At 38.4% G+C, this 13,151-nt stretch carries 11 protein-coding genes; 4 read left to right on the top strand and 7 right to left on the bottom strand.

The window, feature by feature from the left end; translation table 11 throughout:
• The first annotated feature begins 2 nt into the window (after positions 1-2).
• The gene (locus ORQ98_RS20840) at positions 3-1,424 is read left to right on the top strand and encodes a hypothetical protein (protein ID WP_274690754.1); all 1,422 of its coding nucleotides are present in this window, start codon (positions 3-5) and stop codon (positions 1,422-1,424) included.
• Here ORQ98_RS20840 and ORQ98_RS20845 read toward each other — a convergent pair.
• The 3 genes from ORQ98_RS20845 to ORQ98_RS20855 all read right to left on the bottom strand — a co-directional run bounded on the left by ORQ98_RS20845 (position 1,392) and on the right by ORQ98_RS20855 (position 5,316).
• Complete coding sequence (locus ORQ98_RS20845) at positions 1,392-3,542, bottom strand: ATP-binding protein (protein WP_274690755.1); 2,151 nt, start codon at positions 3,540-3,542, stop codon at positions 1,392-1,394. The genes ORQ98_RS20840 and ORQ98_RS20845 overlap by 33 nt on opposite strands.
• Before the next feature lie 12 nt (positions 3,543-3,554).
• Positions 3,555-4,247, bottom strand: a complete 693-nt coding sequence (pdsR, locus tag ORQ98_RS20850; protein WP_274690756.1) for a proteobacterial dedicated sortase system response regulator — start codon at positions 4,245-4,247, stop codon at positions 3,555-3,557.
• A gap of 301 nt (positions 4,248-4,548) precedes the next feature.
• Positions 4,549-5,316, bottom strand: a complete 768-nt coding sequence (locus tag ORQ98_RS20855) for a substrate-binding periplasmic protein (RefSeq protein WP_274690757.1) — start codon at positions 5,314-5,316, stop codon at positions 4,549-4,551.
• Between the two features lie 599 nt (positions 5,317-5,915).
• Between ORQ98_RS20855 and ORQ98_RS20860 the strand changes: the two genes are divergently transcribed.
• Positions 5,916-7,604: a S8 family peptidase gene (locus tag ORQ98_RS20860; RefSeq protein ID WP_274690758.1), complete on the top strand. Its 1,689-nt coding sequence runs from the start codon at positions 5,916-5,918 to the stop codon at positions 7,602-7,604.
• Positions 7,605-7,665: 61 nt separating this feature from the next.
• Here the strand turns inward: ORQ98_RS20860 and ORQ98_RS20865 are convergent, their stop codons facing one another.
• The 3 genes from ORQ98_RS20865 to ORQ98_RS20875 form a co-directional block, all read right to left on the bottom strand.
• Positions 7,666-8,082, bottom strand: coding sequence for a hypothetical protein (locus tag ORQ98_RS20865; RefSeq protein WP_274690759.1), 417 nt, complete (start codon positions 8,080-8,082; stop codon positions 7,666-7,668).
• Between the two features lie 124 nt (positions 8,083-8,206).
• Positions 8,207-8,437 carry a DUF2789 domain-containing protein gene (locus tag ORQ98_RS20870; RefSeq protein WP_274690760.1) on the bottom strand — a complete coding sequence of 77 codons (231 nt, stop codon included), beginning with the start codon at positions 8,435-8,437 and terminating at the stop codon, positions 8,207-8,209.
• Between the two features lie 161 nt (positions 8,438-8,598).
• A complete protein-coding gene (locus tag ORQ98_RS20875) occupies positions 8,599-9,111 on the bottom strand; it encodes a hypothetical protein (protein WP_274690761.1) in 513 nt (170 codons plus the stop codon).
• An 83-nt stretch (positions 9,112-9,194) separates the two neighbouring features.
• Here ORQ98_RS20875 and ORQ98_RS20880 point away from each other — a divergent pair, with 83 nt between their 5' ends.
• Positions 9,195-9,866, top strand: coding sequence for a DUF2459 domain-containing protein (locus tag ORQ98_RS20880; protein WP_274690762.1), 672 nt, complete (start codon positions 9,195-9,197; stop codon positions 9,864-9,866).
• 423 nt (positions 9,867-10,289) lie between these two features.
• Entirely contained in the window at positions 10,290-11,366 is a 1,077-nt protein-coding gene (locus ORQ98_RS20885; RefSeq protein WP_274690763.1) for a DUF3103 family protein, read from the top strand.
• Between the two features lie 88 nt (positions 11,367-11,454).
• Here ORQ98_RS20885 and fdhA read toward each other — a convergent pair whose 3' ends face one another.
• Positions 11,455-12,651, bottom strand: a complete 1,197-nt coding sequence (gene fdhA / locus ORQ98_RS20890) for a formaldehyde dehydrogenase, glutathione-independent (protein WP_274690764.1) — start codon at positions 12,649-12,651, stop codon at positions 11,455-11,457.
• Between the last annotated feature and the right edge of the window lie 500 nt (positions 12,652-13,151).

Consider the following 13,151-nt stretch of genomic DNA (forward strand, 5'->3'; position numbering starts at 1 on the left):
CGATGGCCAAACGATCACCTATTACCCAATATTTAACGGTTTATGCTGAGCCAGAAGCAGCAGTGGCGGCTAATATACCTGTGGTATTTCACCAAGCATTAGTTATCCCCGCTTATAATGAAGACTACCGCTTTTTACAACAGCTAGCCCCTGCTTTTACAGCAGCCTCTCATCCCTGCTTACTGATTTTGGTTGTGAACCAGCCTGAACAAGCCAGTGATGATAAAATAGCAAAAAATAACCAGTTAATTAACCACATCAATCAAAGCCTACAACAGCAATGGCAACAACAACACTTAACTCTTTATCAATGGCTTAAGCACCATTACATTTTAGTCGTCAATCGCAATCAGCCTGGCTCTGTTATTCCATCACAACAAGGGGTTGGTTTAGCCAGAAAAATAGGGGCTGATATTGCTTGCCAGTTATATCATCAGCAAAAACTGTTAAACCATTGGTTATTTTCATCTGATGCTGATGTCGTTTTACCTGTTGATTATTTTAATGCTTGTAGCCACTTAACAAATATCACTGCAGCTGCCGTATTTAATTTTAGTCATGAAGTACCTGCCCCAGTTGACTGTGATAATGGCAAGCAACTCAGTCACTATAAGCCCAATCATTATAAAAAACAGCAAGTTGCCCAACAGCTATACGACATTAAGTTAAGATATTATGTTGCCGGGCTAAACTGGGCCAACTCTCCTTTTGCTTATCATACTATTGGCAGCCTACTTACTATTAATATCTCCTACTACTGTCAGGTAAGAGGGTTTCCCAAGCGTGCTGGCGGAGAAGATTTTTACTGTTTAAATAAATTAGCGAAACTAGGCTCCATCACACAGCTCTCTCAATCAATCAGGGTGAATGCCAGGCTTTCAGATCGAGTTCCATTTGGTACTGGACCTGCTTTAAATACTATTTGTCAATTACCGGAGCCCCTAACTGAATATTGCTACTATCAACCTGGCTGCTTTTATTGGCTCAAATTAACACTTAATTGGTTAAATAAAAACCTAATAACTCTGCTAAGCTCACAAACCGACTGGCAACATGCCTTTGCTGAATATCTGCTATCACAACAACTTGCACCAACAGACTGTCAGTCAGTGCTTAAAGTACTAGAGTGGCTGGGAATAAATAAGCTAATTCAACATGTATTAAAGCAGCCCCCTACTCCTCAACAATGGCAAGCAACGATTACTGATTGGTTTGATGGCTTTCGCACCCTAAAATTCATCCATTTATGCAGAGATAATTTTTTACCCTCTCTGCCTCTCCAACAATTAGTCGACACCCCTATCTTTAATGAACTATCACAATGGGGAACTGAACCTTTGCCGGACTTACAAGCTAATTTAATTGAAGGATTGAACTTGATTCTAGATAAACTACGTAATAGTGAGGCTGTTAACTTTAGGTAAGGTGATTGTGAAAATAACACCAGATAAGTCATCCAGATTATCAGCAGTAACCTCGCCTTCATAGAAGTCAACAATCAACTTAACAATATATAAACCAAACCCTAAGTGTTGTTTATTGTTGGCTTCTTTTCGCACGGAAACCAGCGAATCAAACAGCTGATGGCGCATAGTTTCAGGCAATAATGGCCCTTCGTTGCTTACTGCAAGCAAATAGTCATTTTCTAACACAGCCAGCTCAATGGCAATTTGCTGGCCATCAGTGGTAAAATCAGCAGCATTGCTAACCAGCTTATCCAACATCTGACTGATTAATTCAGGTTCACCCCATAACTGGCAACTGTTATCAGTAATTTCCAATTTGAATTCTTTGTTAGGGTATACACTTTGATAAGCTTGCCCCATACCCTCAACCACTGATTTTAAGCTAAATAATTCCGGCTCAGCGCTGGCAATACTCTGTTCAACCCGGTTAGCCTCACTCATGGCTTCAATCAAGTAACGTAACCGATCTACCCCTTCTATCGCTCGGGACTGATAAGTTTTTACTGTATCAGGCAAAGGCTCTAAGGCCATATTATCTAATGACGATTTAATAACAGCCAGTGGTGTACGTAACTCGTGGGCTAATTTACTGGATAAGCCTTTTAAGTAGTGGGTATACTCCATCAGTCGGCTATGTAACACCGAAAAGCTTCTATTTAAATCACCTATTTCATCCTGAGCCCCAGACACTGGGAAATAACTAATTAATTGACCTTCTTTGCTCAATACCTGCTCAGCCAAACCACTAAGCCGCTTGATCCGAAACGACAACCAACTGGCATAACCAAATAATGCAAAAACACAAACAGTCACAACTAATAAGGTTATCTGTAATAGCTCCCGCCAAGCAGAGTTAGTTAACGATAAAATTTCATCACTACTATTAATAAGTACAACAGCCCCTACCACCCCCACTTCATTTTTAACTGGGTAGGCCACTGCCACCTTGGTTTTGTCACTAGACGAGCGATACCACTGAGCATTGGCCTCACCTTTTAATACGGCTTGTACCTGTTCATTATAAAACCTGTTTTCCACTTCAGAAAAAGTGGCTAACTGTCGTTTATCGCCTAACAGTAAACGGTATAACCAGCGCCAAAAGCCATAACTAAAACTTTCTTCAAATTCGTCTGGTTCAGCATCTTGAAACCGATAGGTACGGGCAAGCAACCAACCTTGTCTATCCACAACTAATAGCTCATCCACATTATTAGCATAAGACGCAATTTGAGCAGCTAACTGTCGCTTAGACCTGATTAAATAGCCTTCTGGTGGTGGCAATAACTGTAAATGTTGATTTAGTTCTGCCATGGTTAACAACTGTGGTGAATGTCCAACTTTATACATAACCACCTGATCAGTAGCAGGCTGGTAGTCCAGATAGCTAACTGCCACTCTATGTCCGACGATGGATAATGGCATTTGTAGCTCAATAGCAACGCCTTTGGCAGACTCTTGCCAGTATCCATAAATATCATCTCTCATTACCCATTTTAACTTACCAAACTGATGGGTAATTTCCTTAGCTCTTAATAAACCCGGTGCACTGGTATCCAGCAAATAAGCAGAACGCGTCCCCCATGGATGTTGTAACTCGATTAACACCGAATCCGCCGCAATAACCCGCTGTTCTTGATAAGGGCGATAGTGTAGCTGGCTGTCTTTGATATTAAGATGAAAATAGAGTGAGCCAGCAGATTGCTGTTGTTGAGACTGATAAATACCAATACTAGCTGATAACTGTACTTGACCAACTGTTGACTTGGCTGGCCACCAGTTCATTTGCTGCTGCTCTTGTACCCAGTCGTCAGCATAACCATCAACTATCATTGGTCTTGCCAATTGATGAGCATATAATTGCCTGTCAGCCGGAGGAGCCTGATTAATATAAGCCGTCGTAGGATAAAACTGTTCAACTTCATCAAGCGACTGTGCCAATACCTGAGCACTCGCTAACAAGGTATTTTCTTGACCTTTACGCAAAGCAGACTCTAGCTCTTTTACATACTGACAACCCGCCCAAGGCAACGCAAGCATGAATAGACTAATAAATAACAACTGTAATGGCAGGCGCATAAAGGGGTAAGATTAATGTGGTTGCCAACGATAGCCAAACCCATAAATGGTTTCAATTGCAGTGAATGCAGGGTCAAGCTTTAGGAATTTTTTTCTGATTCGCTTAATATGTGAAGTAATGGTACTGTCATCTAATACCACATTCGCAGCATCCATCAATTGTTGTCTGTTTTTAACATGCCCAGGGTGTTTAGCCAGCGCATGCACTAGCCAAAACTCGGTTAACGTTAATGGCACAGGTGCATCGTTCCAAACAGCCGTCATACGGTCCAGGTCTAATACTAATGGTCCTTCTACTATTTGTAGTGAATTTTGCTGTGACTGCTTTAATGAATCAATACGACGAAATAGTGCAACTATTCTGGCAACCATATGCTCCAGGCTAATATCTTTGGTTAAATAATCATCAGCCCCTAGCCGTAAGCCTGATATCGCATCAAACTCACTATCCCTTGCTGTGAGAAAAATAATGGGTAAGTGTGGAGCCATCGAGCGTAGCTCACGACATAACTCGAAACCACCTTCGACTTCGTCTTCTAACCCAACATCAATAATCGCCAACTCAGGCAACTGTTCACGAAATGCTTTCATCGCTGTCGGACGGTTACTATACAGCGACACATCATAGCCATAACGGGTTAACACTGCCCGATAGTTTTCTCTAATAGCCGCCTCATCTTCAACTACAGCAATTCGTCGCTTCATTAGCTATACTCGCGTAAACAACATGTATCTTACAAATCATATACCTTAACAGTAGGTATAGCAGTCGATTATTCCTTGCTTATTACCTATAGGCAAGCCATTTGTCTTTTTCCTCTCCAGTTTGGTCAAGTGCGTTCCTGGGTTAAATACAACTCAAAATTATCAGCTAAAATCTAATAAACAGATTAGTATAAAACAGTGTCAATTAACTCAACCAACACAACCTTCAAACAAAACCAAAAATATTGTAGCATCTTGATTTAAGGAATATTCATAAATCAAGACCTTTTATTTTACAAGACTACTTACTATAATAGCCCTCTAGCAGCAAGTCATAGTATCTTTCATAAGTGCCCTCTTTTTTTAAAGCTAGCAAACCTTTATTAAATATACCCAATAATTCTTGAGCATCAGCCCTTTTTTTAGAAAAAAGCAAATGATTGGTATTAGAGAAATAAGCACGAGGATAGAAAGTAATTGTTTCAACTTGATCCTTAGGAAACTCTTTTAGCAATAAGCTATAACCCGGTACAGTTGCAGATATAAATAAGTCAATTCTTTTTTTTAGCAACATTTTAAAATTAATTTCGTCAGAGCTATTGGCAATAATATTCAAACTACCATTCTCATATGCTTCCCAAAACTCAGGTGTATAGGTATAACCTCGGGTTGCTCCAATTCTATATTCCTTTAAATCTTCAAGTGAGTGCCAATTTTTAAGATCAGTTGTCTTCAAGTGAAAGAAAACAACTTCTTCAGTATAGAGTGATTCACTATGATAAAATAAGCGCTCCCGCTCACTGGAATAATACCACAGCATAGTGGCATGATATTTGTCCGTTTGTGCTTCTTTAAAAGTTCTTGCCCAGGGGTAGTAAAAGTAACTCACTTGATATCCAGCGCGTTCAAATATTTCTGAAGTCATATGCTGAGCAAAACCACCATGCTTCATACTTTTTGAAATCCAAGGCGGGTATTCACCTGTAACAATATTAAGCACTTTTTCATCTTCATTTTCTGATAGTGAAAAAGTGCTTATAAAAAGCAATAGAATGACCAACCATCTCATTTTGCACCAACTATTATCTTTTACTCTTGAACTTTAGCGGGCTAACGCTATAAAACCTTTTCATTCAGCTATATTTACAAAGTTATTAAAAGCTTAGCAGCTCTTTAGCAAGATTAGTGTTCCATACTCAAAATAAGACAAAAGTTCTAAAAGCCAATAAATGACCAAGAAGTCTATTTCATTTAGTTGTGTTAAGTTAAATAATGTAGTAGCTTTTTATTCACATGGGCAGCTATCTTGTATGATTGCCTAACAACACAAACAATAAAACAATTTAAAATAACTAATGTACAGCCGTCACTATGCTAAAAATTAAATAACAACCAAGCAATAACCAAATAATAAACAGGCTAATATATAAAGGCAGGATAAATAGCACACCTTTGCATTATATAGAAGTTACTAATATTCAAACATATATTAAACGCTTGCCTAATATATTAATGTTTATTTTTTATATTAAATACTGCAGGCATTTATTAAGAAGAACACTCACACATTCTTAACAAATAACAGAACAAGAAATCACTTAAAAATCTGTTTATTACTTTTATGAGCTCCTGTTCTAGCTAAAACATCCACACAAGGAAAAAATAATAATGAAAACCAAGCAAATAGCAGCATCAACCTTATCTACTTTATTGCTAAGCAGCATTAGCTTTTCTAGCTTCGCCCAGTCAGCCATAGAGCCTCTTCCTCCTTTAACTAATGCCAAGGGAGATATTATTGAGCAAAGCGAAGTAGCAAAAAAAGCAAAACGGTTCAAGCGCAGTATTCGATTAGATAATACTGCAGAAATTAAAGATTGGTTTAATAAAAGCCCAGTACTTGATGGTATTGAAGGCTCTGGTGTCGATAGAGTATATAAAGAGTTAACACCCCATAATAATTACAAACCTGTTGTGGTAGCAGTTATTGACTCCGGTGTAGATGTACACCATGAAGATTTACAAGGGAAAATCTGGCATAACCCTGGAGAAATAGCAGACAATGGCATTGATGATGACAACAATGGCTATGTTGACGATATTTATGGCTGGAACTTTATCGGAGGTAGAGATGGCAGCCATGTGAACTTTGATACTCTTGAAGTCACTCGTGAGTACAAAAAGTATTTAGATTTAAAATCTGCAGGCAAAGAACTAAACGAAGAGCAAAAAAAATATTTTGAAAAAGTAAGCAAAGATTATCATGATGAGTACGAGAGCGCCAAAAAATCTCTTGAAAAATCAAAAGAGTATCAAGAAAAAACCAGCCAGTTTAAACAGCTGTTAACAGAAACTCTTGGTATTGAAGACTTTTCAAAAGCATCGCTTGAAAATATAACTAGCAGCGACGATAGCATTATTGAGGCTAAAACCTACTTACTTTCTGTGCTAGATAGGTTTGGCAACTATGAGAAAATTAATGACTACGTTGAATATTATTCAAATAAAGTAAATTATTACTTTAATACCGATTTTGACCCACGTTCTGAAATTGTAAAAGACGATCCAAACAATCCTTGGGAATCCAACTATGGCAACAACGATGTAATAGGACCAGATTCTGACCATGGTACACATGTTGCGGGTATCATTGCAGCAGACCGAAACAATGATCTAGGCATTAAAGGTGTTGCGTCTAACGTAAAAATCATGGCTTTACGTGTTGTTCCAAATGGTGACGAACGCGATAAAGATGTTGCAAATGCCGTACGTTATGCTGTTGATAATGGTGCAGATATTATTAACATGAGCTTTGGTAAAAGCTACTCCCCTCGCAAAGAAGTGGTAGACTCTGCCTTTTTATATGCCGCCAGTAAGGGAGTTTTACTCGTTCACGCAGCAGGTAACGACAGCCAGAACAACGATGAAAGCGATAACTTCCCCAATCGCTTTATGAAGTTCTACTCAGGCTACCGTAATCCAAACTGGCTTGATGTAGGTGCCTCATCTTACAAAAAAGGTGAAAACATGGTAGCCAGCTTCAGTAACTTCGGTAAACGTACTGTCGACTTATTCGCACCTGGCCACAAAATACTCTCTACTACTCCTAATAATCAATATGCCGCTTACAGTGGAACCAGTATGGCAGCCCCAGTCGTGTCAGGCGTTGCTGCATTAGCTTTATCACAATACCCTTGGATGAATGGCTATTATTTAAAGCAACTACTGATGTATACCACTAGAGATTACCCAGGCTTAGACGTTAAGTCACCAGAAGATTCTGAGCTGGTTAAGTTTTCCAGCTTATCGAAAAGTGGTGGAATTGTTGACGCTTATACATTATTGAATGTATTGAAGTAACTCGCGAAGTGACTCAGAACCAAGTTCCTTCTCCCCCTTAGGGGAGAAGGAACAATGAAGTTTAAGATCTTATTTTTTCCTTAGCTTTACGATACAAATTCATATTATCTTTGGTTTTTACTACTGGCTTGCCGATATTGACAAAGTTATCTTCCTTATCAAAAACACACATAAAGCTAATTTCCTCTCCCCCTTCTGCTGTAGCAGAAAGGTCAACAGAGAAAAAAGAGTCCCTTTTTACTTGACCATCCACGATATAACGCGAGTATTTACGTGTAGTGGCTTTTGCCCACTCAGGCTCAATTGAAATTTCGCCCTTCACTTCAGATAATAAATCTTTGCACTTACTGATCGCCTCTTGCTTTAGCTCATTTGGCACACAAATCCCTATCTTTTGACAAGCTTTCAAAGCCCTATCTTCTTCGGCAAATAAGTGAGTAGAGAGCAACAGACTAATAACAATAATACTGAGTTTCACTGGAAACATCCTTGTATTTACCTAAAATGTCAATTGGTTGAACAACAACCAGCTTCACAACTAAAGGAACACCTAAGAGCACCTCTAATAATTGTTTAACTTCTACCTATAGTTGCGTATACATTTAGTGGCGTAGCCGAGCATCCAGCTCATCTACTACCTCTGCCCAATCCGCATCTTCAGCTACAGCAGCTCTTAAAAACTCAGCTTGAGACTCATTCCAAAAATCAGCTTCACTCAGCTGAGCACCTGGCTTCAAAGAATGAACAGCTAAAAACTTATCAATCTCTTCACTGCTTGCAGACAAGCCAAGCTGCTGAAACAAAGTACAGAGATTGTGCTGCGAGGTATCCATAACTACTCTCATCAAAGTGACTATCTTTTGTACAAAGTATAGTTGACAGAGTAGCTATCTACCAAAGAGCCACAGCTTTGTTTTGTTATACCTTTCTTCATAGATACTGTAGTCATGTATTTCAACCTTAAAGTCATTTATGAAGAATATATATGTAAGCACTAATGATGTTTATTCATAATCTTAGCGCCAGCTATTTTAAACAAGGTAAAAATAATAACGGCAATCACTATAAGGCTTTCTATTGAAGCAAAAAAGCCGACAAAAAAATGAAGTCTTTGTAACACTAAAACCACAATACAAGTGAGTAGCATCATTAACATCAGGCCTGACAACCGACCAAAGCCAGGCAAGTGCTCAAAGTCAGTTTTTCTAGCAATTTGCACAAAGACTAATACCATTGAAACAACTGGCAAAAAATAGACTAATGCATTTACTTCAAGCAAATTACCTCGAATAATAAATAAGGTATAAAAAATTAATGAAAATGAAATAATCCCAGGAATAGAAGCTAGATAAACTAATACAGATAAAAAATAGTCGACCCAATTAAGTTGAGCCGTTCGCTTATACATCAATAACAAAATATAGCTAACTACTGGTAAGCTAATAAAGTAACTGACGATCACCAACTGATACTCAGCAATTAGTGATAAAAGCTCGTTAATACTCATTAAATAAATACTCTTTTGTCGTTTACTTTAGGGCACTCCTAATATTAGCCAAAGAGAATGACAACCCAATAGAGTATTAAAGTATGCACCTACAATTAAAACGGTTTGTTACAGTAATCTTTATCCTATTACTCCTAACAAATTGTAATTCTCACCACTCTTGGGGTTATCTAGCAGATTTACCACACAATGAAAGAAGCATTTTTCTTGTAAGCCATGGCTGGCATACAGGACTAGTCATCGCCACAAAAAACTTGACCAAAGAGTTAATATTTCTTCAAGACTATTTTAATAATGGCCTTTACTTTGAAATTGGCTGGGGAGATAAAGATTTTTACCAGGCAAATCAGGTTACTAGTGCTATGACATTAAAAGCAGCTTTTTGGCCAACTAATAGTGTGCTTCATGTAGTTGGTTTAGCTACTGATCCTACCCAGTACTTTTCTAACAGCGAGGTTATTGAAATTAAAATATCAGCTGTTGCCCATCAACAACTTAATTTAGCTATTGCTGACTCGTTTCAAAAAGATGCTACAGGAGCAATTGTTCCTATTCAGGAAGGCCTTTATGGAGATAGTCATTTTTTTAATGGCACTGGATACTTTTACCTCACCAACAACTGTAATAACTGGACTGCCAAACAACTCATCACTGCAGGAGTCCCTATAAGTACAATGACCTTTACAGCAACCGGTTTAATTAAACAAGTAAAAGAAGCAAATAAGTATTATCAATGCTGCATACAGTTACAATAACGTCTATTTTTATTTATAAAGTCAAAAGCTGACTAGCAATTTACAAAACAAATCTGTCAAACAATAATTTAGCTTATATTTTAAATTACACTTTTTTTACTTTTGTGATTTACATATAAGCTTTTATTAAAAACAAACAAAACCACAGTTCCAATTATAGTACTATAGAAGGGTTTACTTACAGGCAACACATTATTTTTAATTAATTACGATTTTAGATTGTACTGAAAACAACGTGTATGCACCAATTGTAAATTTCACTTTCAAACAGTTGTATAAGCAAAAAAATAATGCTAGCCTCACTACACCAATAAGGAGAAATACTTACAACCTTGTATATAAGGTCATATATAAGGGATAACTCAAAAAACAAAACTCTCTTATATTTCAAATAAAATAACAATAACTGGGAACTTAACTAATATGAAAATAAATAAAGCTGTCGTACTATTAACTGCTTTAGCTCCTGCCATAGCCTCTGCAATCACTCCAGGTGAAACTAGACGAGAAATAGCCTTAGAATTGGCTGGCAAGTCAGAAATGTTAGCTTACAGCCTTGCTGATAATAATTACAAGCTGGATTTAGCAACTGTAGCCAAGGCTGTTCCTAATAATAAACATCTTAACAAACTATCACACCAAGCAAATAAATCTACTATTTCTAAATATGGTGTACAAGGGTACGCCAAAAGTGTTATGCAAGTTCGACTAGTCACTCCAAAAATGACTGACATGGATGCTGATAATCAAGTCCTCATTAGCTACGTACCTGATGGCGATGAGTCTGAATGGTCTGCTATTGAAGCATTTGATCAACAAGGCAATACCGTTTATCTCGATGTTTATAATCAACCCAGTCAACCTGTAGTAGTTATTGGCACAGATGATAAAAAGATTCAAAAAGCAGGCATCAGATTATTAAACGACAAACTAAGTGGAGCTTCGCCAAAAGGCATGCAACGCAGCCGTAAATCAGATAATAGTGAGACCTTAAATACGAGTATTTTGAAAAAAATCAACTTAACGTCTGATCAAGAACCGTGGATTTTAGGTAAAGCAGAAATCTACGCGATTGTTACTGGGGTTTCAGCAGAGCGTGATAAGCCTCAAATTGATATTGTCGATATGCCTTACTTAGATGAAGACGGTAAAGACTATCACCCAAATCAGGTATTGGTGTATTGGGAAAGATACCGTTGGGGAGTTGCTGATATTTTATTCTTTGAACAAGACAGTAACTATAACTACAAGGAACTAGCTAAGCTATTACTTGAAATTGTTGGGAAAGGTTTAGAGCTTGGTGGCATTCCTGAAGCAAAACCCTTTATTGGTATAGGTCAAAGAGTGCTTTCCGCCATGAAAGATAGCTGGTTCCAAAATGATGATGACTATGTTGACTCATTTTATGTACTTGAAAACGCTCGCACATATAATAGTTATATTGGCGCCAATAGCAATGCGACTATCAGCTTACAACCAAGACAGTTTACAGTACGTTAAATAATAGGTTATTACTTAAATACAATCCTTATTAACTTAGCCAGCCAGATTTAATCTGGCTGGTTTTGTTTTAATTACTGTTAACAGATTAAGCCGCAACTGAACCGTGAGGGTCTATTACATATTTCTTAGCAGCCCCTTCATCAAAATCAGCGTAGCCTTTCGGTGCATCATCTAACGAAATAACCTGGACATTTACCGCATCAGCAATTTTTACCTTATCCCATAAAATAGCCTGCATTAACTGTCGATGATATTTCATTACTGGACATTGCCCAGTATAAAAATAATGAGATTTCGCCCAGCCTAAACCTATTCTTACACCAAGCTGCCCCATTTTCGCTGCATCATCAACTGCACCAGGATCACCTGTGACATATAAGCCAGGAATACCTACACCACCACCCGCTCGGGTTACATCCATCATAGTATTTAAGACAGTTGCCGGTTGTTCCTGATGATGATTACAACCATGACAGCGGGCTTCAAAACCAACACAATCTACACCAGCATCTACTTCAGGTACACCTAATACCTGTTCAATCAATTCAGGAACAGTTGCATCTTGCCGTAAATCAATAGTTTCACAACCAAAACTATGAGCTTGCTCAAGTCGAGCGGAGTTCATATCCCCCACAATAACACAGGCTGCTCCCAATAATTGAGCTGATACTGCTGCAGCTAAACCAACCGGGCCCGCTCCTGCAATATAGACTGTCGAGCCAGGTCCTACACCCGCTGTCGCAGCGCCATGAAAGCCGGTTGGGAAAATATCCGATAACAAGGTAAGATCACGCATTTTCTCCATTGCCTGATCGCGATCAGGGAATTTTAATAAATTAAAGTCGGCATAAGGTACCATCACATATTCAGACTGACCGCCAACCCAGCCTCCCATATCGACATATCCATAAGCGGCACCAGGGCGTGCTGGGTTTACCTGCAAACAAATACCTGTTTGCCCTTCTTTACAATTTCGGCAACGACCGCAAGCAATATTAAAGGGTACAGAAACTAGATCCCCTACTTTTAAAAACTCGACATCAGAACCACACTCAATAATTTCTCCAGTTATTTCATGCCCTAAAACCAAGCCTTCAGGTGCGGTGGTTCTTCCCCTTACCATATGCTGGTCGCTGCCACAAATATTAGTAGATACAACTTTTAGAATGACCCCATGGGAACATTTCCGCTTACCTAAGGCCAACTCTGGAAATGCAATTGACTGAACTTCTACATGGCCTGGACCCATGTAAACGACACCACGATTTGACGCTGAGCACATAGTTATTTTCTCGCTTTTATTCATTGAGAGGACTATAAGCCCTCTTATAATCCTCTCTGTTTATTAAGGCATCCTTATATGCCTCTTGTTTAAGCTATATCCGTTCTTTGGCTATAGTAATTATTCACACAAATTTAAATTTGCACTTATACAAACTAACGCGAGAATATGCATAACCGCTTAGCTGGAAGAGACAATCTTATTGCAATTCAAGACACAGTTAGTAACAAAACCACTGTAGCCTATACTTACGAGGGATATCATCACTCTACCGGGGTTATCTCATGCTTCGCTGGTTAAGTACCTTAGTGCTATCTATAGTAACGACCAGCTGCTTTGCAGCCTGCAAAAAACCAGTTTTTAATATCGCATGGGACTATTATCAACCTTATGGGTATTTAAATACGCAGAATAAGCTCGTTGGGCCAGCCCATTCAAGGTGATAAAACAACCAATCTGTTTTATAAGTGAACAGGCTAGGAATACCGTTATTTATCCTT

This window comes from Spartinivicinus poritis (genome assembly GCF_028858535.1).
GTDB classification, from domain to species: Bacteria; Pseudomonadota; Gammaproteobacteria; order Pseudomonadales; family Zooshikellaceae; genus Spartinivicinus; species Spartinivicinus poritis.

Bases quoted from the DNA above. Each gene is read 5' to 3' on its own strand.
- ORQ98_RS20855 (WP_274690757.1), bottom strand. From the start codon at position 5,316: ATGAGATGGTTGGTCATTCTATTGCTTTTTATAAGCACTTTTTCACTA.
- fdhA (WP_274690764.1), bottom strand. From the start codon at position 12,651: ATGTGCTCAGCGTCAAATCGTGGTGTCGTTTACATGGGTCCAGGCCAT.
- ORQ98_RS20885 (WP_274690763.1), top strand. From the start codon at position 10,290: ATGAAAATAAATAAAGCTGTCGTACTATTAACTGCTTTAGCTCCTGCC.
- ORQ98_RS20875 (WP_274690761.1), bottom strand. From the start codon at position 9,111: ATGAGTATTAACGAGCTTTTATCACTAATTGCTGAGTATCAGTTGGTG.
- ORQ98_RS20845 (WP_274690755.1), bottom strand. From the start codon at position 3,542: ATGCGCCTGCCATTACAGTTGTTATTTATTAGTCTATTCATGCTTGCG.
- ORQ98_RS20880 (WP_274690762.1), top strand. From the start codon at position 9,195: ATGCACCTACAATTAAAACGGTTTGTTACAGTAATCTTTATCCTATTA.
- ORQ98_RS20840 (WP_274690754.1), top strand. From the start codon at position 3: ATGGCCAAACGATCACCTATTACCCAATATTTAACGGTTTATGCTGAG.
- ORQ98_RS20870 (WP_274690760.1), bottom strand. From the start codon at position 8,437: ATGGATACCTCGCAGCACAATCTCTGTACTTTGTTTCAGCAGCTTGGC.
- pdsR (WP_274690756.1), bottom strand. From the start codon at position 4,247: ATGAAGCGACGAATTGCTGTAGTTGAAGATGAGGCGGCTATTAGAGAA.
- ORQ98_RS20860 (WP_274690758.1), top strand. From the start codon at position 5,916: ATGAAAACCAAGCAAATAGCAGCATCAACCTTATCTACTTTATTGCTA.